The sequence below is a fragment of the Candidatus Pelagibacter bacterium nBUS_25 genome, assembly GCF_051200975.1.
In the GTDB taxonomy this organism is placed as follows: Bacteria; Pseudomonadota; Alphaproteobacteria; order Pelagibacterales; family Pelagibacteraceae; genus Pelagibacter.
In genome coordinates this window covers 923213-942641 of sequence record NZ_CP172846.1, presented here as the reverse complement: position 1 = coordinate 942641, position 19429 = coordinate 923213, and the positions used below count along the sequence as shown (strand labels likewise).

The 19429-nt window shown below is 30.1% G+C and carries 21 protein-coding genes; 6 read left to right on the top strand and 15 right to left on the bottom strand.

The features are described from left to right. Positions 1-2: 2 nt before the first annotated feature. From fdhF to ACIJYH_RS05025, 5 genes are read right to left on the bottom strand one after another with little or no spacing between them, the layout of a single operon-like run. Positions 3-2771, bottom strand: a complete 2769-nt coding sequence (gene fdhF, locus ACIJYH_RS05045) for a formate dehydrogenase subunit alpha (protein WP_435162555.1) — start codon at positions 2769-2771, stop codon at positions 3-5. Beyond that, positions 2771-4426: an NADH-ubiquinone oxidoreductase-F iron-sulfur binding region domain-containing protein gene (locus tag ACIJYH_RS05040; protein ID WP_435162554.1), complete on the bottom strand. Its 1656-nt coding sequence runs from the start codon at positions 4424-4426 to the stop codon at positions 2771-2773. The genes fdhF and ACIJYH_RS05040 overlap by 1 nt, the downstream gene beginning before the upstream one ends. Positions 4427-4439: 13 nt before the next feature. Further along, positions 4440-5279 (bottom strand): formate dehydrogenase accessory sulfurtransferase FdhD, encoded by an 840-nt coding sequence (fdhD, locus tag ACIJYH_RS05035; protein ID WP_435162553.1) that lies wholly within the window; start codon positions 5277-5279, stop codon positions 4440-4442. A 3-nt stretch (positions 5280-5282) separates the two neighbouring features. Beyond that, a complete protein-coding gene (locus ACIJYH_RS05030; protein ID WP_435162552.1) occupies positions 5283-5759 on the bottom strand; it encodes an HPP family protein in 477 nt (158 codons plus the stop codon). Further along, the gene (locus tag ACIJYH_RS05025) at positions 5760-6158 is read right to left on the bottom strand and encodes an iron-sulfur cluster assembly scaffold protein (protein ID WP_435162551.1); all 399 of its coding nucleotides are present in this window, start codon (positions 6156-6158) and stop codon (positions 5760-5762) included. 43 nt (positions 6159-6201) lie between these two features. Here ACIJYH_RS05025 and mobA point away from each other — a divergent pair, with 43 nt between their 5' ends. Genes mobA through ACIJYH_RS04995 form a run of 6 tightly spaced genes read left to right on the top strand, consistent with a single transcriptional unit; the run spans position 6202 to position 12398 of the window. After that, the gene (mobA, locus tag ACIJYH_RS05020; RefSeq protein WP_435162550.1) at positions 6202-6810 is read left to right on the top strand and encodes a molybdenum cofactor guanylyltransferase; all 609 of its coding nucleotides are present in this window, start codon (positions 6202-6204) and stop codon (positions 6808-6810) included. Next, positions 6803-8047, top strand: coding sequence for a molybdopterin molybdotransferase MoeA (locus ACIJYH_RS05015; RefSeq protein ID WP_435162549.1), 1245 nt, complete (start codon positions 6803-6805; stop codon positions 8045-8047). Before mobA ends, ACIJYH_RS05015 begins: the two co-directional genes overlap by 8 nt. 51 nt (positions 8048-8098) lie before the next feature. After that, positions 8099-9004 (top strand): DMT family transporter, encoded by a 906-nt coding sequence (locus ACIJYH_RS05010; RefSeq protein WP_435162548.1) that lies wholly within the window; start codon positions 8099-8101, stop codon positions 9002-9004. After that, the gene (locus tag ACIJYH_RS05005) at positions 9005-10222 is read left to right on the top strand and encodes an aminopeptidase P family protein (RefSeq protein WP_435162547.1); all 1218 of its coding nucleotides are present in this window, start codon (positions 9005-9007) and stop codon (positions 10220-10222) included. Positions 10223-10228: 6 nt separating this feature from the next. Next, complete coding sequence (locus ACIJYH_RS05000) at positions 10229-11344, top strand: serine/threonine protein kinase (RefSeq protein WP_435162546.1); 1116 nt, start codon at positions 10229-10231, stop codon at positions 11342-11344. 1 nt (position 11345) lies between these two features. Continuing rightward, on the top strand, positions 11346-12398 hold the full coding sequence (locus ACIJYH_RS04995) for a threonine aldolase family protein (protein WP_435162545.1): 1053 nt from the start codon (positions 11346-11348) through the stop codon (positions 12396-12398). On the opposite strand, the gene ACIJYH_RS04990 is transcribed toward ACIJYH_RS04995, so the two are convergent. The 10 genes from ACIJYH_RS04990 to ACIJYH_RS04945 all read right to left on the bottom strand — a co-directional run bounded on the left by ACIJYH_RS04990 (position 12391) and on the right by ACIJYH_RS04945 (position 19414). Beyond that, positions 12391-12618, bottom strand: a complete 228-nt coding sequence (locus ACIJYH_RS04990; protein WP_028036629.1) for a hypothetical protein — start codon at positions 12616-12618, stop codon at positions 12391-12393. The genes ACIJYH_RS04995 and ACIJYH_RS04990 overlap by 8 nt on opposite strands. A gap of 97 nt (positions 12619-12715) precedes the next feature. Beyond that, positions 12716-13306: an HD domain-containing protein gene (locus ACIJYH_RS04985; RefSeq protein WP_435162544.1), complete on the bottom strand. Its 591-nt coding sequence runs from the start codon at positions 13304-13306 to the stop codon at positions 12716-12718. Beyond that, entirely contained in the window at positions 13306-13485 is a 180-nt protein-coding gene (locus ACIJYH_RS04980; RefSeq protein WP_435162543.1) for a hypothetical protein, read from the bottom strand. The genes ACIJYH_RS04985 and ACIJYH_RS04980 overlap by 1 nt, the downstream gene beginning before the upstream one ends. 35 nt (positions 13486-13520) lie before the next feature. After that, positions 13521-14063, bottom strand: coding sequence for a thermonuclease family protein (locus tag ACIJYH_RS04975; protein ID WP_435162542.1), 543 nt, complete (start codon positions 14061-14063; stop codon positions 13521-13523). Then, positions 14060-14335 (bottom strand): hypothetical protein, encoded by a 276-nt coding sequence (locus ACIJYH_RS04970; RefSeq protein WP_435162541.1) that lies wholly within the window; start codon positions 14333-14335, stop codon positions 14060-14062. The genes ACIJYH_RS04975 and ACIJYH_RS04970 overlap by 4 nt, the downstream gene beginning before the upstream one ends. 160 nt (positions 14336-14495) lie before the next feature. After that, positions 14496-15185 carry a hypothetical protein gene (locus ACIJYH_RS04965; RefSeq protein ID WP_435162540.1) on the bottom strand — a complete coding sequence of 230 codons (690 nt, stop codon included), beginning with the start codon at positions 15183-15185 and terminating at the stop codon, positions 14496-14498. Beyond that, positions 15185-16159 carry a MotA/TolQ/ExbB proton channel family protein gene (locus ACIJYH_RS04960; RefSeq protein WP_435162539.1) on the bottom strand — a complete coding sequence of 325 codons (975 nt, stop codon included), beginning with the start codon at positions 16157-16159 and terminating at the stop codon, positions 15185-15187. The genes ACIJYH_RS04965 and ACIJYH_RS04960 overlap by 1 nt, the downstream gene beginning before the upstream one ends. Continuing rightward, positions 16159-16989: a hypothetical protein gene (locus tag ACIJYH_RS04955; RefSeq protein WP_435162538.1), complete on the bottom strand. Its 831-nt coding sequence runs from the start codon at positions 16987-16989 to the stop codon at positions 16159-16161. Before ACIJYH_RS04955 ends, ACIJYH_RS04960 begins: the two co-directional genes overlap by 1 nt. Position 16990: 1 nt before the next feature. Then, complete coding sequence (locus ACIJYH_RS04950) at positions 16991-18427, bottom strand: hypothetical protein (RefSeq protein WP_435162537.1); 1437 nt, start codon at positions 18425-18427, stop codon at positions 16991-16993. Positions 18428-18682: 255 nt separating this feature from the next. Further along, complete coding sequence (locus tag ACIJYH_RS04945; protein WP_435162536.1) at positions 18683-19414, bottom strand: hypothetical protein; 732 nt, start codon at positions 19412-19414, stop codon at positions 18683-18685. Between the last annotated feature and the right edge of the window lie 15 nt (positions 19415-19429).

Here is a 19429-nt window from a genome sequence, read left to right as displayed (position 1 = left end):
ATTTACTTTACTTCAGCCTGATTTTCTTTTGGTTGTACTTCAGTTTTAAATTGATTTGAAATCTTCTGAACTTGCACTGATGAAACTTTATATTCAGCACACATTGTTTCTTCATCTTTTCCATGTCCAGTGACCATGTTAACCATATGTTCTGGAAAGTGGAAAGTTGTAAATACGATACCTTGTTTAACTTTATCTGTAACTTCTACTTTCAAAGCAACTTCACCTCTACCTGAATACAATCTTCCAATATCACCTGTGTTCAAATCTCTTTCTACAGCATCTTTAGGATGAACTAATAAAACATCCTCTTTAACAATATTTATATTGCTTGTTCGTCTAGTCATAGTTGCAGCATTGTAATGCTGTAGAACTCGACTAGTTGTTAAGATTAATGGGTAATCTTTTTTATTAGTTTCAATTTCTGTGGACTCTTTCCAATCAAAATTCTTAAGTTGCCCTTTTCCTATTTTAAATGTCTCTGTGTGTAGTATTTGGGTATCTGTTCCATCTTCTTGAACAGGCCATTGTAATCCTAATTTTCCAAGTCTTTCTCTTGTAACACCTTTAAAGAATGGCACTACATCAGCAATTTCAGATAAAACTTGATCAGCATCATATGTTGGTTGATCAAAACCTAATTTTTGCATCATATCAGTTACAATAACTCCATCAGGTTTTGTTCCTGGCAGAGGTTCAACTGCTCTATTAACTCTTTGAATTCTTCTTTCCGTATTTGTGAAAGTTCCATCTTTTTCTAAGAATGTTGTTCCAGGCAAAACTACAGTTGCAAGTTTCGCTGTTTCACTCATAAAAATTTCCTGCACAACTAATAATTCTAGTGAGTTCATTGCTTCAACTACATGTGCACTGTTAGGATCAGTTTGAACTATATCTTCACCAATGATCCATAAGCCTTTTAATTCTTTATCAATTGCTGCTTCAAACATTTGTGGAATTTTAAGACCTGGTTTTGTTGGGTGTGTTACGCCATATTTTTCAGTATAAAATTTTTGGTTTTTTTCATCAGCCACTTCAAAGTATCCTGCACCTTGATGAGGTTGACATCCCATATCCGCTGCACCTTGAACATTATTTTGTCCTCTTAGTGGATTTACACCCACACCTCTTCTTCCAATATTTCCTGTAATCATTGCAAGATCGGCAATTAACATTACTGTTTTTGAACCTTGCTCATGCTCTGTTACCCCTAAACCATGAAATTCCATTGAGTTTTGTGCTGTGGCGTATGCAATTGCAGCTTCTTTGACCATTTGTTTATCAACACCAGCGACTTTAGCCAACTGATCTACATCTTGCTTTTCAATTTCTCTAATAAAATTATCAAACCCTTCAGTTCGGTCTCTTACAAAATCAACGTTATGTAATTTAGATTTAATAATAAAATGTAGCATCATATTAAGAACAGCAACATTGGTACCTGGTCTTAGTTTAATATGGTAATCAGCAAGTTTAGCAAGTTCAGTAGTAATTGGATCTAATACAATTAATTTTTTACCCTTCATTGCTTGTTGTTTAATTTTTGCACCTGTTACTGGATGGGCGTTAGTAGGGTTGGCACCTATTACTAAAAACAAGTCGGCAAAATAAATATCTTCTGTAGAGTTTGTTGCAGCTCCTGTCCCAAATGTTTGTTGCATACCCCACGCTGTTGGGGAATGACAAATTCTTGCACAACAATCAACGCTGTTAGTTCCTACAGCAGCTCTTATCATTTTTTGAAAAACATAGTTTTCTTCGTTAGTACATCTTGCAGAAGAAATACCAGCAAATGCGTCAGGTCCATTATCATTAGTAATTCTATTCATTTCTTTTTTGATAAAATCATAAGCTTCATCCCAACTTGCTTCTTCAAATTTTCCATTTCTTTTAATCAAAGGTGTTTTTAATCTGTCAGGATGATCATAAAAACTAAATGCGTATCTTCCTTTAATACAGGTGTGACCTGCGTTAACTTCAGTTTCTTTAGGAGTGTCAATTGCAACAACCTTATTATCTTTGATGGAAGCTTCTAGATTACAGCCTACACCACAATAAGAACAAGTCGTTCTAACTTTTTTATCTACGTCTACTGATTTTGATTTGAAAACATCAGAGATGGCATCTGTCGGGCAAGTGTGAGCACAAGCGCCACAAGATACACAAGAAGAGTCTCCGAACATCATATCATTGTCTGTAGTGATCCTAGACTCAAAACCTCTACCACTCATTGTTAAAACAAATGATCCTTGAATTTCATCACACGCACGCACACATCTTCCACAATTAATACAATTATCTAAGTTCATTCTCATATAATCATGAGAAGTGTCTCTTGGAATTCCTTTATGCTGTTTTGGACTATTATATCTGTGATCAGAAATGCCTAAATCATTTGCAACAGTTTGTAGTTCACAGTTATTATTAACCTCACAACTGTCACATTCCATAGGATGATCAGTTAAAACTAATTCAACAATATTTTTTCTAAGACTTGTTAAAGCATCATTGGATGTAAAGATGTGTTGATTTTCAGCAACAGGAGTATGACACGACGCAACAATTTTTGTTGGACCATCTTTCTCTAAAGCAACTTCTACAGAACAAACACGGCAAGCACCGTAAGGAGCTAAATTAGGATCATCACAAAGTGTAGGAACTTTTTTTTCTCCAACATAACTTTTGACGAATTTAAGAATAGACGTATGATTAGCACCAATTTCGTATGGTTTTCCATCAATATATGCAATTTTTCTTTTTTCAGAACTCATTAATTATCCTTAACCATATCATTTTTCATTTCGTCCCCATAGTACTTAAGGATGTTCATTATTGGAGTAGGGATAGCTCCACAAAGTGCACATAAGCAACCCTTCTGCATAGTAACAAGCAATTCATTAAGTAATTTAAGGGGTATTTTAGCTGTTTTTTTCTTTGCTTGATCAAACATCTCTTTACCTCTGTATGATCCAAGTCTACCTGGAAAACATTTTCCACAAGACTCTTCTGCAGAAAACTCAAATAAATGATGGATGTATTCTGACATTGAGAAATCTTTTGGAATACTAACTACACTTGCATGTCCTAGCATAAAACCCTTAGCAGTAAATTCTTGAAAATCTAAATTTAAATTATCTATCTCACTTATTGGAACAACACCACCAAGAGGGCCACCAACTTGAAATGCTTTAATTGGTTCTTTGTATCCACCACCAATTTCATTAAATATTTTACTCATAGGAGTTCCCATATCAATTTCATAAACACCTGGATTATTAAAAAAACTATCAAGACAAACTAATTTTGTTCCAGCAGATTTTTTATTTCCTATTGCTGAAAATTTTTCAGATCCATTTATCAAAATTCCAGTTGCAGCTGCTAATGACTCAACATTGTTTACCACAGTAGGTTTTTTGTATAAACCCTCTGTTACTGGGAAGGGTGGTCTAACATCTACCTCGGCACGTCTTCCTTCTATTGATGCAATCAAAGCAGTTTCCTCTCCACAAATATAAGCACCTTGCCCAATACAAATTCCTAAATCAAAAGAAAAATCTGTTCCCAAGATGTTTTCACCAAGTAGACCTAATTTTTTAAGTTTATTTATACTTCCATTAATAGCTTCGATTGATTTTGGATATTCACCTCTAATATACAAAACTCCTTCATCACTTCCAATTACTAGTCCACAGATAACCATACCAAAAATAACTTTAAGAGGTTGATCTTCTAGCAAGTATCTATCTGAGAATGCTCCAGAGTCTCCTTCATCTGCATTACAGATAACATATTTTTTTTCTCCTTTTGCTTTACTGCAAAAATCCCATTTCATTCCTGTAGGGAAGCCTGCACCACCTCTTCCAGTTAAGTTAGAGTCTAACAAAGATTTAACTATTTCTTTTTTATCTGTTTTTAAAAATTTATTTAACTGATCTTTAAATTGATCTGTTGATGAAAGTTTATCGTCCATTAAAAAACTTGTTGTAGCAAAACTTTTTGAGAAGAATTTTTCTTGTTTAACATCTTCGCCTTTTAAGATTTGATCAATTTTTTCAATATCTTTTCCTGCATAATTTTCACCATTATAATGAAAGGCATTATTTTCATAGCAATGACCCAAGCAAAACATTTCACCAACTTTATCATCTCCAAGTTTTTCTTTTAAAGTATTCTTTAACTTGTCTTGAGTGCCAGCACACATACATGCACTTCCATTACAAACGAATGCTTTTTTTTCTCTATGAGAAGGTCTTAAAAATTCATAAAAAGATTCTGCACCATGAAGTGTTGAAACACCTAAATTATGTTCTTTAGCAATTTCTTTAATATCTTTAGGAGAGTCGCTTAGTGTATTCTCCGAAATCTGTTTGAACAGGTTATCTTTTAAACCTATTCTTCCTGATAAATTGCTTATATTTTTTGACACAAATACCCTTTTTTTAGCCCACAATAACTTTTTTGTTATTTGTGTAAATATTAAAACTGTCCCTCTTTACGAAACCTATGAGGGTCATGTCAAATTTATTCGCTAAATCAATAGCAAGACTAGTTGGCGCACCAACCCCAATCATTATACCAATATTGGTCATTAAAACCTTTTGAACCAATTCAAAATTAAGTCGACCTGAACATGTTATAAATTGTGACTTTGGATCTAATTGTTGATTAACTAATACACTTCCTACGAGTTTATCTAGAGCATTGTGTCTTCCAACATCTTCTCTTAATTCAACTAAATCACCATTAGAAGTAAAAAGACCACTAGCATGTATACCACCCGTTTTGCTAAACTCAGACTGATTATCCCTTAACGTGTTTGGTGATTGTATGACGACTTCCTCTGAAATTTGAGGTTCAGATGAGTTTGTTTTATCTTTTTTAATTATCTCAAGTGCATCTAAAGATGATTTACCACAAACACCACAGGAAGAATTAGTTAAAAAATCTCTTTTAATTTTGGAAATATTCACGTTCTCAGAATTATTAAGGGTTGCCAAAATTTTATTTTGAATATTATATTGTCCTACTTTTTCTCCATAACTTTCTACTGAGTTAATATCCTCAATCTTTTTAATTATTTGTTCATTAAATAAAAAACCCCTGACTAAATCTTCATCGTTACCAGGAGTTCTCATAGTTATAGATAAATTTTGCGTAATCCAATCGTTTTGCTTTTTAAATTTTAAAGAAATTTCTAATGGTTCTTCAATTGAAACTAAATCATCAACTTGTTCAAATTTTCCTGAATTAAATTTTAAAATTTTATATTTTGAGCTCATGAATTATTTTAAAGGATAGTTTCTTTTTAGAATAAATTTATTAATTAAAATTGCTAATAGCAAAATTAAAATACATCCAAAAATTATTGGACTAATTAGATATTCATAAGACACACTTCCAATTATAACTATAATAGGGTTACCACCAGCAGGAGGATGAACTACATTTAGCAAGATCATAAAAAAAATTCCAGCTCCAACAGCTAAAGCAATGTTAATATAAATTGGAAGTGGAATATAATTAACAAAAATTATACCTACCAAGGCAGTTATAAGATGACCAAAAAAAACATTTTTAGGTTGTGCAAAAGGACTTTCAGGAAAACCATACAACAAAACCATTGAAGAGCCAAAAGACCCTGCTAAAAAATATCCTAGTGTACTTTTATAAGTAAGCACAGTTAATACACCAATAGTGAATGCAGAAAAAAAACCTGCTATTAATGCTTTTTGTAAAATTGGTTTTGTAATCTTTAACATTTAAGTCTTCAAAGCTTTTAAAATAGTTTTTAAAGGAAGTAACAAACACTCTTTTCTCGAGAGATTTTTTTTATCTAATATTTCTTTAAAATCATTCCAGTGTTTTTCAATATTAACCTTAACATCATCAAATAATTTTTCACCGTTAGCTATAAAATCCTTAATTTCTTTTACGCTTTTATCTTTTACTTTTCTAGAGAGTAAACTAACTGATGCTTGACAATAAATGCATGATTTGCATTGATAACCCATATCCTTAATCACATCATTTTTAACTACTAAGCTTATTTCCATTTCATCTCCACATAATGGATTTTTATTTTTTGATTTATGGGTAAAATTTTCAATAATTTTATTATGTTCAGTATAAGAAGCGATTTCTAAAATTCTAAGGTTCATTATATTTCTTTAATTCAAGTTTTAATGTTTTATATTTTGATTAATGGATCATAACAATATTTTAGGAGTAGTACTAGCAGGTGGAAAGTCACAAAGGTTTGGCGAAGATAAATGTCAAGTTAAACTAGGTGATAGATTATTGATTGATTACATTTTATCGGAAATTATTGATGAATTTGAAGAGGTATTATTGGTCACCAATAACTCAATTAATTTTAAGAAATCTAAAAATATTACATTAATAGACGATTTTAAGAAAAACTTAGGGCCACTAGGGGGAGTTTTGACAGCTATGAAATGGGTCAGAGAAAATAATAAAAATTATCAGTGGATATCAACTTTTCCAGCCGATACGCCATTTTTTAAAAAGCATATATTAAAAAAGTTTTTACAAGCCATAAATTTTGATGAGAACAAACTTTTCTTCATTAAATCAAATAATACACGACACAATATATTTGGACTTTGGTCTATTGATCTATTAGATAAATTAGAAGAAGATTTAGACAAAGGAGAGAGAAAGGTTGAAATTTGGGCAAATAGTATAGGGGTTAAATCAATTGATATGCATTTTGATAATAAAGATCCTTTTTTTAATATTAACACCAAAGAAGAATTAGCTAAGGCTGAAGAACTTTTAAAAAATGACTAGTTATCAAGACTCAAAAAAAATTTTAAAGAAAGCAATCATCAAAATTAAAGATGAAGATATTAAGAGCACAAACTCTTTAAACAGAGTTTTGTCAAAAAATATTTATTCTAATATTAATTATCCGTCAGGAGATAATGCGGCCTTTGATGGTTATGCAATAAATTCTAACGATACAAAAAAAATTACAAAAAAAATATCAATAAATTTCAAAATTATAGGTTCTATTGCTGCAGGAACAAAACCTTTTAAAAAAAAGATCAATAAATTTGAAGCTATCGAGATTATGACTGGTGGAATAATTCCAAAAGATTTTGATACTATCATTCCAATAGAAAAAATTATTTTTAGTGCAGATAAAAAATATATTTTGATTAATAAAAAGATTAAAAAATATAATCATGTCAGGTTTGCAGGTTCTGATTATAAAAAAAATGAATTAGTCATAAAAAAAAATACAATTGTTCAAGCTAATCATATTTTAGCTTTTAAAACACTGGGTATTAAAAATATTAAAGTCAAAAAAAAAATAAATATATTATTTTTCTCTACAGGAAATGAAATATCAAATAAAGATGATATCCCTGACTGGAAAGTCAGAAATTCTAATAGCCATTATATCAAAAGCTTAAATGAAAATTTTTTGTTTAATTTTATTGATGGTGGAATTTTAAAAGATAATCATCAAAATATTTTTAAATCAAAAATTACTAAAACATTTAATTCCAAAATAGATATCATTATTACCTCAGGTGCAGTTTCTGCTGGAAAGTTTGATTTTATTCCTGATGTTATAAAGTCCTTTAAATTAGATTATTTTTTTAAAGGTGTAGCAATCAGACCTGGAAAACCTATTTTATTTGCTAAGATTAAAGGTAAACAAAAAACAATTTTTGGATTACCTGGTAATCCAATGTCTTCCGCTGCTTGCTTTAGATTTTTTGTATATCCTTATATAGAAAATATTTTGGGTCTAAGTAGTGAAAAGCCCTTCAAGGCTATTCTTAAAAATGGTTTCTTGAAGAAGAAAAACTTTACAAGGTTTGCTAAAAGTAAATTAAACACAACTAAAAATGGAAAAATAGAAGTTGAGATTCTTAAAGGACAAGAGTCATTTAGAATTAGATCATTTGTAAAATCAAATATTTGGACATTATTGCCAGCAGGTAAGACTAAGTTTAAAAAAGGAGAAATTGTTGATTGTTTTTTCCCCAACAACTCAAATTCAACCCTAGTATAGGTATTGTCATTTTTGTTGTAGTTAAATCTATTTAGAATTAAATATCTGAATATGTTTGAGCTTAAAAATCCTAAAGTTGCTGCTCCCGTTGTTTTATTTGCTGGTCTTATCTGGTCATTTGGACCATTGGTAGTTCGATATATGAATGATCCACATTTAATACCTTGGCAATATATTTTTGGCAGAGGCTTAACAATATTTATTTTATTAAATCTTTATTTATTTTTTGAAGAAGGAAAAAATTTTTACAAAAATTATTTTAAGATGGGTTTATCTGGTTTAATTGGTGGATCAGGTCTAGGTGTGGCGATGATTTCTTTTATGTTTTCTATAACAAATACGAGTGCAGCAATTACTCTTTTATGTCTTGCCGCTATGCCATTTTTTACAGCCTTACTTGCTTTTTTATTTTTAAGAGAAAAAATTTCTTTAAATGTTTGGATATCGATCTTTATTGCAACTGTTGGTATTGGTATCATGGCTGTTGGAAATAACGCCCAAACATCTTTTGTAGGATTTGTTTTTGGTATCACATCTTCATTAGGGTTTGCAGTTTTTTCAGTGACTTTAAGATGGCGTAAAGAAACACCCAAGTTTACAACAACTGCATTTGCTGGTTTTTTCTGTTTTGTTTTTGCAACGATAGTAATTTTAAATAAAGACCTAGTTTTCTTTTCATCAAGCTATAACAGCTCCTTATTCTCTCTGCATGGAACTTTGGTATGTTTAGGTTTAATTTTATACTCTATTGGATCTAAAGCTATTCCAGCAGCAGAATTAACTTTATTATCTCTAACTGAAGTAATAGGAGGAATTTTCTGGGTATGGTTACCTTTGTTTGGTATAAATGAAATTCCAACAACCAATACTATTATTGGAGGGTTCTTTCTTTTTATTTCACTTACTTATTATAGTTTAGTGATGAGATGGAATAAAAGATATATAGGATTAAATTAAATGGAAAGACCAGATTTTTTTACATTAAAAAATGGAGAGAAAGTTAAACTTCCTTTTTCAAATACTGAATACGATAGAAGAGTTAATAATTTAAGACAAGTAATGGATAAAAATAATCTAGATATGGTTATTTTAACATCAATGCATAACATTGCATATTACACTGGATTTATTTACTGTTCTTTTGGAAGACCTTATGGATGTGTGGTCACAAAAAATAAAATTTCAACAATCTCAGCAAACATTGATGCTAGCCAACCTTGGAGGAGGTCACATTGTGATAATGTAATTTATACAGATTGGAAAAGAGATAATTTTTTAAGAGCTATAGTATCTATCATTGGAAGAGATGAGCCTCCAAAAAATATTGGTTTAGAAAATGATCATGTCACTTTAGATATGAGAGAAAAAATAGGGTCAATTTTTATATTTTCAGTTTTTAGCGACATTTCAAAAGATTTGATGCAACTAAGAATGATTAAATCTAATGAAGAGATTGAAATTATTAAAAATGGGGCAAGAATTGCTGATTTAGGTGGAGAAGAAATAGTTAAAAATATCAAAGAGGGCAATACAGAAATTGAGATAGCTATTGCAGGTCGTGATCGAATGGAACGTGAAATTGTAAAATCATACCCAGATGCTGAATATATGGATACCTGGGTTTGGTTTCAGTCAGGTATTAATACTGATGGCGCACATAATCCAAAAACAAACAAAAAACTAATTAACGGAGATATTTTATCTCTTAATACTTTTCCAATGATTTCTGGATACTATACAGCTTTAGAGAGAACATTATTTTTAGAGCATGCAGATGATGCATCATTGAAAGCATGGGAAGCAAATGTTAAAGTTCATAAAAGAGGTTTAGAGCTTATTAAGCCAGGTGTTAAATGCTCTGATATTTGTCACGAGCTAAATGAACTGTTTGCAGAACTAGGATATTTGCATTACCGAACTTTTGGATATGGACATTCTTTTGGTGTTCTTTCTCATTTTTATGGAAGGGAAGCAGGATTAGAACTTAGAGAAGATATTGACACTGTCCTTGAAGAAAACATGGTTATCTCAATGGAACCGATGATAATGATACCTGAAGGAAATCCAGGAGCAGGTGGGTATAGAGAACATGATATATTGGTAATCGGCAAAGATGGCGCAGAAAACATCACAAAATTTCCTTTCGGGCCTGAACATAATATTATAAAAAATTAAAAAATTATGAGTGATAACAAAACTATTGTTAATAGTTGGAATGAGTGGGATCCATTAAAACATGTGATCGTAGGAAGAGCTGATGGAACTTGTATACCAGCTCCAGAGCCAGCACTTGATGCTAAAGTTCCAGAGGATAGTGATATGAGAGGTCAGTTTGGTCCAAGAACCAAAGATACTGTTGATAAAGCCAATCAACTCTTAGACGATTTTTCAAATATGCTGATTAAAAAAGGAGTTAAAGTAGATAGACCAACTCCAATTGATTTTAATAAAAAAACTTCAACGCCTGATTGGGAAGCTGAAACGATGTTTGGCTGTATGCCGCCAAGAGATGTTTTGCTTACTGTTGGTAATGAAATTTTAGAAGCAACGATGAGTTATCGTTGTAGATGGTTTGAATATCTTTGTTACCGACCTTTACTTCAAGAATATTATAATCAAGATCCTAATATGAGACACGAGTCTGCTCCAAAACCAAGGTTAACAGATAAAGATTATCGAAAAGACTACCTGTCAGATAAAATTGGTATTCAAAAAAGATTAGAATGGACTGAAAATAAATTTTTTGTAACCACAGAAGAGGAACCTTTATTCGATGCAGCTGACGTTTTAAGATTTGGAAAAGATTTAGTTGTGCAACATGGTTTTACAACAAATTTAAAAGGAATTGATTGGTTAAAAAGACATTACAAAGACCATAGAGTTCATGCGGTTAATTTCCCAGGGGACCCTTATCCAATTCATATTGATGCGACTTTTACTCCAATTAAAGAAGGACTAATTATTAATAATCCTCAAAGAAGACTGCCTAAAGAGCAAAGAAAATTATTTGAAGATAATGGTTGGGAAATAGTTGATAGTGCACAACCAGCACATAATGAACCACCGCCATTATGTTACTCTTCAACATGGTTATCAATGAATGTATTAGTGCTTGATCCTAAAACAGTTTGTGTTGAAAAAAGTGAAGTTTATCAAGCAGAACAACTTGATAAACTTGGAATGGAAGTCATACCAGTTGAGCTTAGAGATGCTTATGCTTTTGGTGGAGGATTACATTGTTGTACAGCAGATGTATATCGAGAGGGCACTTTAAAGGATTATTTTCCAAAACAATAATATGGCTAAGATTAAAACAAAAAGGGAGCGTGTAAAATTTGCTTCAGATAATGTTGCTGGTGCTTGTCCAGAAGTATTAGATGCAATTTTAAAAGCAAATGATGGTGATAGTACTCCTTATGGAAACGATCAAATATCAACTGAATTACAGGACAGGTTTTCAGAAATATTTGAAAAAGATGTAATTGTTTTTCCAACTGCCTCAGGAACTGCTGCCAATGCATTAGCATTATCTACAATGACACCATCATTTGGTAATATTTATTGTCACAAATTATCTCATATAAATACAGATGAATGTGGCGCTCCTGAATTTTATACAGGGGGAGGAAAATTAATTGCTTTACAGGGTGTTGATGGAAAAATTACAGCCAAGGAATTAGATCAGTCAATTGGGGGTAAAGGAATAGTGCATCACACTCAACCTTCATCTGTAAGTATTACTCAAGTTTGTGAAACTGGAGAGGTATATCAAATAGATGAAATTAAAAAGATTTCAGATGTTGCTCACAATCATAATCTAAATATGCATATGGATGGAGCAAGATTTGCTAATGCTTTAGTTTCCCTTGATGTAACACCTGCTGAAATGACTTGGAAAGCAGGTATTGATGTATTGTCATTTGGAGCAACCAAAAATGGTTGTCTTGCAGCAGAAGCAATAATCTTCTTTAAGAAAGACTTAGTTGGTAATATTGCATTTTTAATGAAAAGAGCAGGGCACTTATTATCAAAAATGCGTTTTGTTTCAGCTCAATTAGATGCTTATATTTCAGATGATGTCTGGTTGAGAAATGCAAAACATGCAAATAAAATGGGAAAAAAATTAAGTGAAGGATTATCTAATCATTCAGATATTAAACTTTCATATCCAACAGAAGCCAATGAAGTTTTTGCAAAGTTTCCAAGAAACATGATCGAGCATTTAAATTCAGAAGGTTATAAAATGAATGAAGATGAGTTGGATGGAAAATCAACAAGATTAGTTACTGCTTGGAATACTCAAGATAGTGATGTCGATCAATTGTTAGAAATTTTAAAAAACTCTAACTAGGGTTTTGTTTTAAAAATTCAATATACTTTACAACTTCATCAAATTTTTCATCAGGAATATCTTTGTAGCTTGCATCGAAATGATCTTTGACACAAATTGCAACATGAGCATAGGGGTTTCTTCCTTTAGGGTGATTTGGATGGTCGGGCAGCTGACCCAGTAAATAATCGCCAGCTTCCTGTATCATTTTCCACAGTTTACTTGCGTTTTCTTTATTCACACTGACCCATTTTTTGTTTCATCTCATTTGATACAAGTTTGATACAAGTTATCCTATAAAATCCTATAACCCAGAACCACGATCCCTAAAAGTTTTTTCATTTAGTTGAGGCTCTTTTAATTTCTTTAACTACCGTTAAGTAATTACCCTTAAGAACTTTATGGCCCTTTAAATGTTTTGAAAACTCTTTGTATAAACTCTCATAATACCAAGCAACTTGCTTTGGTGTTGCTGTAAATCTTTTCCATATCTTTTTGCCCACTCTTTTATGATCATTAACAATACAAGTACCATTATGTAATTTATCACAAAGTGACACAAACATAGATGATTGACCTTTCTTTTTAATATCTGAAATATATTTTTTCTTTCTAGTTAGCCAAGGTGGTTTAGGAACAACCACAGTATCGCTACACTCATCAACAATTTTAGCTACATTGTTACCAAACAATTTTCTAATTTTTTTTAAAGTTTTTAATCCACCTTGATCTTCAACAGCATCGTGTAATAAACCTCCAATAGCTTCATCAGTAGTACCACCATCTTCTATAACGTTGTTACTAACTGAAACTAAATGAGTAAAATAAGGAATTCCAGTTCCCTTACGGTTTTGTTTGATGTGTATCTTATAGGTAAAATTTAATGCTTTTTTGTATTTCTTTTTATTTATCTTTTTCTTTTTAACCATTAATGCAAAACCTTATCTAAAATATTAACAATGACATAACGATGCTGATCATCACTCTCGACATCAAACTCTATTTGTGGATCGATATCTCCCTCAACAACCTCTAACATTGAACTGATATAGTTGCCTAACTCATTATCAGTAGCATAAAAATCAAATGTTTTTTTAAACGTTATCATGAGTTTTATTTCAAGTATAATATAACTCCTATAATTTACTTAATTTCCATCCATTTTTCAATTTCATTAAGAGTAGTTTTGTCTTTTCTATATTTTCTGATTTTAGATCTCCAATCCCATGGATATAAGAATTTCATTGTCCATAAACCAAGTTTATTTTCCTTTGCATAAACCTGATCTAAATTATATTTTTTTTTTGAGTATTTCTTAAAATCAAAAGCATAACCATTTTTAACTAGGTACCTAGATATACTTTCATTATTTACAAAACATTCGGCCAAAGTCCTTCCATACAAATCTTTATTTTCTTCTCTTATGCAATTAATTTTATTGTTACCAATTTTTTCTATAAGCTTATTTTTTGATATTTCCCCACAATATATTTTTTGATTATTTAAATAACAAATTTGTTTATATTTTCGATAATAAGTTGTTTCAGGCGTATCAATGCCAGAAAATCTTATTGTTTCGCCATTAATTTTAATTGTATCTCCATCTAGAATTTTAACTTCTTGTGAAAATGAGTAATTTGTAAAAAATAATATATTTAATAAAAGAAATAAAAAAAACTTCTTCATTTTATAAGTATATCATTCAATACTGATAGAGGCCAATATTTATAGGTAATATATGAAGCTAATAAAAATATGATTGGTATCAAATAGAAAATAAGTTTTTTCTTTCTATTTTTTCTGGAGCTGAAATAATTATAAACAGATAAATCATCTTTATTTATCACCATTTTTTCAAGATCAGAAACTGAGTGTTTTATTTTTTTTTTCCTTAATAAACTGCTCAACACTGTCGCTCTGAGAGTTAATATTTTTTCATCTAAAGTTTCTTTGTTCATTAATTTTTATACTTAAATAAATAGTCTGCGTATTTGTCATCTCTAAATCTAAATGTATCAAAAACGTATTCTACTGTTTCTTCTTTAAGTCTTATATATTCCTTTCTAGATATACTCTCGTTTTCGATAAACAGTCTAACTTCATGTCGGCAATCTCTTCTTAAAGAAGATTCTTATGTTTAATATCCATTTCTTTTTTACTTACCTGAAGTAATCGATCAAAATTCTTAATAAATTCTCCAGAAGAAATAATTTTTAAAGTATTATTTTTAAAATCAGTATTTGAGCTTAATATATTCTTGTTTACAGGCAACAACCCATATTGATCTTTATAAATTACTGGATAATCTGGAATAACTGCAATTCGATCCACACCTAAAAATAAAACATTAAATATTCTATCTGCATTTTCATAATCTGGATTTTGAGGCCATCCTTTTGGCCAGCAAGGAGGATTTCTACCTAGTCCTTTTTCAGCCTTTGCAATTACAGATTTTGTATTTAGTGGTAGATCCTCAGGATTTTCTTTACCAGTTTTCTCTGCAAATTTTTCAAGCATCTCTTTTAATTCTTTATTTTCATCTTTTAATAATGCTAATTCTTTATTAGCTGCTTTAAGTCTATCTATAACATCAGGTGTAGTAGTTTTATCTGGAAAATTTGGATAAAGCATTTCATATTCTTCTGGAGTTTCTGTTCCTGTGACCTTAGACCATTTATTTAACTCTTCATTTTTCTTATCTGTAATGACCCATAGTAGTAGCAGTAAAATAAAAAGTATTAGCAATATCAATTCAGTAAGAGTAAAGCTAAATACCTGTCCTCTTCTTACTTTGTGAAGATTTAACATTATTTTCGTTTCAGTTTAGAAACTATCAGGTCTGACATGTTAGACATATTGGTATACATCTTTTGTAAAGCTTCTCTGGACTCTTCTAATGATTTAAAAATTTCTTTTTTATTTGAAGAGATTTCCTTAATATCAGATGAAACAATATCTTTATAAGCTTCCATTGACTTAGTCATATTATCAAAAACATCTTGTAGATTAGATATCTCTCTTGCAGGGTTATTTTGGGTTAATGCCGAGTTAAGAGTGCTTAAATTTTCATTAAAGCTTTCAGTAGTAGTATTTAAACTTTCTAACGTTTTATCTAGTGAGCTTGATTTTTCTATTAATGCATCAGATGCACTATTGAGGTTATTTATTATCTTTTTTGATGATTTAGAAAACTCTTCTGAATTTTCCTTTAAGAAAGCACTTAATTCTAAACTATTTTTTTCAAGAGTTTCACTAGTTTTTCTACTTAATTCATCTATCAATCCTGTAAAAGTTGTAATTGTTACATCTAACTGTGTCTTTAAATTTAAAGCAGTATCTGAAAGCATTTTTTCAGACATTTCATTTATGTCTTCTTGTGCAGGCGCAAATTGAGACATAAATACTCTTACAAAGATACCAACTACAGTTGTAACCAGCGCAATAGCAAATTTAGAAATTATATCTTCTGCTTTAGGGTCTGATGACAAGTCATAAAGCGCCAAAATTAGAGCCCAAAGAGTTAATATAAAACCTAGGTAGTATACACTATCTCCCAATTGATCTTGGCTAAGTACATTTTTTCCTTTTTGAAATATTAATATGGAATAGAGAATAACTACCAATCCTGGCACAACCATTTGAAAAATTAAATCTCCAGAACTAAAAGTTCTAACAAAAAAAATAGATGCAATTCCTATAATAGTAAAAAAGAAAAAGAAATTTCTTAAATTTCCAGCACTTGTTCTTCTCAACTTTATACTAGAGACTTCATTTTTTGCCATTATGATCCTATACGGTGAAAATCTAGTTTGTTTGTATCAATGTCTTGAAAATATTTATTCCAAAAAGTTTCAACTTTCATTCCACACTGATTGTTATCAAATCTTTTGTAACAATATAAATCGACATAAACATTATCCCTAAGACTTGTAAAAACCTTTTTGTAATATGATGTAGTCTTAAATTTTTTAAAATTTATATTAGAGTTGTCATAAAAAGAATATTCATCGGTGTGATGCATAAAATCTGAAAATATTATTAGTTTATGAATGTCTTTTGGTTTTGAGTGTTTAAAACTATTAATACTTACAGCATTAACCATTTCAAATATTGGTGACGTTGGGCTGGTTGTTTTATCCATCATTTTTACGATAACAGGATCTATAATTTTACTAAAATTTTCTTCCCAATTTTCCATGTATTTTTTTACTGTTAGGGTAATTCCAGATTTTTCAAAAAAACCTAAATTTTTTTCATCACCAGGATTGCAGACTGAAATTATTGGCTCAATATTTTTCCCCTCAGGGTCATTTTTAATCACATAGATAGATAATCTGCTATATTGAGGAACTTCTGTTTTTATCTTTTCTAAAAAAAGTTTGGCGTCCTTTGCAACAATTGGCTTATCTTTAACAGTATCTGTTTGATCAAACAAAACTACGTGCTCTGAGTGGGGTCCTTTAACAGGACATCCTTTGGAATTTAGTTTGGGAGTATTAATGTTGTTGTAAATTAACCAACCACCAATAGTCATGATTAATAGTAAAATAAATAAATATAGTTTTGTACCTTTTGCATCCTGGTTCTGTTTTTCATCATCAAAATCAGGCATTTTATTCCTCGTTTAAAGCTTCTGATTGGAAATCAACTAAATCTTTAACTTTTGAAATAGCATCCTCATAGGAGCTTTCAATATGTTTAACTATTTGTCTTTGATCTTTCTCTATATTTGTAATCTTTATTTTTAAACTATTTACCATTTTATCTTGATCTTTGATGTTAATATTAAGCTCGCTTGTCTTAGGTAAGCTAAATTCTTTTTCAAAATATTTAGGAGCTCTATCTGATCGTGATCTTTCATTTTCATCTCTGTAATGCATAATAGCTTGTTTGCATTCACTGTTAATTTTATTAACTTGAATATTGTATCTCTCATCAAGAGTTGTAAATAAATCTAACATTTTTCTTATTGATTTAAATTTAAGTCTCATTTCTTGATATAAAATTCTTATCTCTCTGATTAAATGATTTTTTTGTTCAGTACATTCTTCAAAATATTTCCAGTGGTCTTTTGCAAATGTTCTCATTGTTTCATCTTGAAATCTTTGGGCTTTTCCAAAACCTGGATAAGGATCATCTGATTTATACCCATATCCTACCGCAGCAATACCAAATGCAAAACCTAAGATTAAAAGCATAAAAGACTTTATATCGTTAATAGCCATTGGATTTTCTAAAATTTTTTGGAAAATTTCTGTTAATGGTACATTGTTATTTACAATAACCTCTTCTCTATAATGAGCTGTAAAAAAGTTAACAAACAAAAACCAAACACTAATTAATATTATACTTAAATTACCAAATATTTTTTTTGAGCTATTGATGTGGTTTTTAAAAGGAAAAATAAGTTTTCCGTATAAATATCCAAAACCAACATTAAAAACAGATATAATTATAGCTATAGACAAACCTCCTAATAAACCTTGAGTTGTTACTTCTTTTAAAAACCATCCATTGATAAAACATTCTAAGACAAAAATTGCAAAAACTTGCGCAGTATAGAATCTTGTTGATACTGGATAGTTAGCTCTTCTATTTAGTGAATTATTTTTTCTAAATTCTTTATATCGATTTACCGCTTCTTTAATTTTTTCATCAGTAAAGTATTTAAAATTTTTAGACTCTTTTTTCTTTTCATTAAACCAATTTGTTGTCGTTTTTTTATAATTATCTATTTTTGCATAAACACTCATTATTCCACTATTATCTATATTTTGTTTAACGTTATTGGAATATTCAGTACCAAAAACTTTACTATCTTGTGTTAGACGATTATAAAAACCTAGAATTTTTTCCTCTGTAGCACCCAATGATTTTCTATCTGATCTTGGTAAATTTTTTTCTCCATCTTTCTTAGCATAATCATCAATTTTAAGATCTTTGATTACATCATTTAATGGTTTAATTTTAGGAAATGAGAAAGGTTCTCCCAGCTCAACCTCTGTTGAAAAAATATTTTTAATTCCTGACCACACATTTTTGAAAATCATATTTAATAGTATTATCTACGAAGATAAATTTGAAGAAAAATATCAAGTGAATATTAAGTAAATTATATTAGCTTAACTTGATGGGTGTTTAGAAGTAAGTATTATCAACAGTATTGAAAGGAAATATTTTAAAGCTTACTGATTTGTAATCAATAGGTCTGAGGTTCGAACTCAGTACGGCTGAATAAGACTATAGAATCGAAGCAGGTGGAATTAAGGTAAGTGAATATCTAGTGAATTTGTTTTTGGTATATTTTATTTACCCAAAACTTTTTTCATAAACTTTCTAGCTTCAATAATTTGTTCTTTTGTTAAATTTGTTCCCATATCTACATCAAGTCCAGTACTCATCATTAAATTTTGGGATATATCACTATGATCTAATTGAACAGTATGTCCGAACTCATGAGCTAATGTTTCTATTCTATTGCATTTTCCATAAAGTTTTACAATAGGATTAAATTTTTTTTCCTCGCTAGATCCAATTATCATAATATTATTATCATTATCCCAAGCACCACAAATATCAGCTAGCATTGTTGGGACATAGTAAGCATTAATCCCTCTTTCATTGTCATGTCTTTTATGATCAATTATTTCTAAAAGGTGTCTTAAAGAGGTGTCAATGTATGAGTAACTATCATAATTTTTAAATGCTAGCTCACCATACTTTTTAAAATTTTTTGTTTCTGATTTTGTAAAATTTATATCTCTTATATGAAATCTAATATTAGCCTGACTCCAAATTTTATTAAGTTTTAAAAAATCCTTTTTAATTATTTCCTTAGTTACTGATGTTTTATATGGAACCATCTTTATAGAAGAAGATGTGACTTTATCGTTAGAATCCACTTTATATTGAGTTTGTTTAATATTTTGATCTATCTCAACAATGTGAACATAGATTGGGAATGTTAGAACTTCTTCGGCGACAGCATTGTTAATCCCAAAACAAATTATAAATATAGCGCATAAAAGTTTTTTCATATTAATCCTGCAAAA

Coding starts and splice junctions, on each gene's coding strand:
- ACIJYH_RS04965 (WP_435162540.1), bottom strand. CDS start 15,185: ATGTTAAATCTTCACAAAGTAAGAAGAGGACAGGTATTTAGCTTTACT.
- mobA (WP_435162550.1), top strand. CDS start 6,202: ATGGATCATAACAATATTTTAGGAGTAGTACTAGCAGGTGGAAAGTCA.
- ACIJYH_RS05010 (WP_435162548.1), top strand. CDS start 8,099: ATGTTTGAGCTTAAAAATCCTAAAGTTGCTGCTCCCGTTGTTTTATTT.
- ACIJYH_RS05000 (WP_435162546.1), top strand. CDS start 10,229: ATGAGTGATAACAAAACTATTGTTAATAGTTGGAATGAGTGGGATCCA.
- fdhF (WP_435162555.1), bottom strand. CDS start 2,771: ATGAGTTCTGAAAAAAGAAAAATTGCATATATTGATGGAAAACCATAC.
- ACIJYH_RS04955 (WP_435162538.1), bottom strand. CDS start 16,989: ATGCCTGATTTTGATGATGAAAAACAGAACCAGGATGCAAAAGGTACA.
- fdhD (WP_435162553.1), bottom strand. CDS start 5,279: ATGAGCTCAAAATATAAAATTTTAAAATTTAATTCAGGAAAATTTGAA.
- ACIJYH_RS05025 (WP_435162551.1), bottom strand. CDS start 6,158: ATGAACCTTAGAATTTTAGAAATCGCTTCTTATACTGAACATAATAAA.
- ACIJYH_RS05030 (WP_435162552.1), bottom strand. CDS start 5,759: ATGTTAAAGATTACAAAACCAATTTTACAAAAAGCATTAATAGCAGGT.
- ACIJYH_RS05005 (WP_435162547.1), top strand. CDS start 9,005: ATGGAAAGACCAGATTTTTTTACATTAAAAAATGGAGAGAAAGTTAAA.
- ACIJYH_RS04995 (WP_435162545.1), top strand. CDS start 11,346: ATGGCTAAGATTAAAACAAAAAGGGAGCGTGTAAAATTTGCTTCAGAT.
- ACIJYH_RS04985 (WP_435162544.1), bottom strand. CDS start 13,306: ATGGTTAAAAAGAAAAAGATAAATAAAAAGAAATACAAAAAAGCATTA.
- ACIJYH_RS04980 (WP_435162543.1), bottom strand. CDS start 13,485: ATGATAACGTTTAAAAAAACATTTGATTTTTATGCTACTGATAATGAG.
- ACIJYH_RS04975 (WP_435162542.1), bottom strand. CDS start 14,063: ATGAAGAAGTTTTTTTTATTTCTTTTATTAAATATATTATTTTTTACA.
- ACIJYH_RS05015 (WP_435162549.1), top strand. CDS start 6,803: ATGACTAGTTATCAAGACTCAAAAAAAATTTTAAAGAAAGCAATCATC.
- ACIJYH_RS04970 (WP_435162541.1), bottom strand. CDS start 14,335: ATGAACAAAGAAACTTTAGATGAAAAAATATTAACTCTCAGAGCGACA.
- ACIJYH_RS04960 (WP_435162539.1), bottom strand. CDS start 16,159: ATGGCAAAAAATGAAGTCTCTAGTATAAAGTTGAGAAGAACAAGTGCT.
- ACIJYH_RS04945 (WP_435162536.1), bottom strand. CDS start 19,414: ATGAAAAAACTTTTATGCGCTATATTTATAATTTGTTTTGGGATTAAC.
- ACIJYH_RS04950 (WP_435162537.1), bottom strand. CDS start 18,427: ATGATTTTCAAAAATGTGTGGTCAGGAATTAAAAATATTTTTTCAACA.